Below are 455 nucleotides of genomic sequence, written 5' to 3' on the forward strand. Positions count from 1 at the left end.
GAAAAACATGGTCGTGCAAAAGATTTGCGCCGTTCGCAATGCGGTCGTGCATTATATCTACATCGGCTTTATCAAGCGTCGATGCCCAAATGTTGTATTTGTTGGTCAGTCCCGCAAGCAAATTGCCCGTTCCGGCGGCACAATCCCAAATGTAGTATTCGTCCTGCCAATTTTCGCCAAAAGTATTTGCCAGATATTCTTGCGATTTTTCTACCCAAATTTGCGGCGTAAAAAAACTGCCTTTTCGCTCGCGCACATCCTGCGGCACAAGCAAATCGTGGCGGTCAATTATATAATTCCAATACTCTGCTCGCGGGGGACGTTCATATCGCGCCCAAAACTGATTATGTGCCTTTTGCCCGTCTTTGAATATCACTGCGCTCGAAGTAAACAATCCCATATCATCAATATGCTTGTTTGCCTCATATTGCGTTTTTTTAAGTACTACATGGAGG

Annotated in this window: 1 pseudogene; it reads right to left on the reverse strand. The window is 45.1% G+C overall.

The annotated features are described in order from the left end of the window. Window positions 1-455: pseudogene (locus tag ASC50_RS04525) on the reverse strand (hypothetical protein); the annotation flags it as partial.

This window comes from Candidatus Symbiothrix dinenymphae (assembly GCF_001431085.1).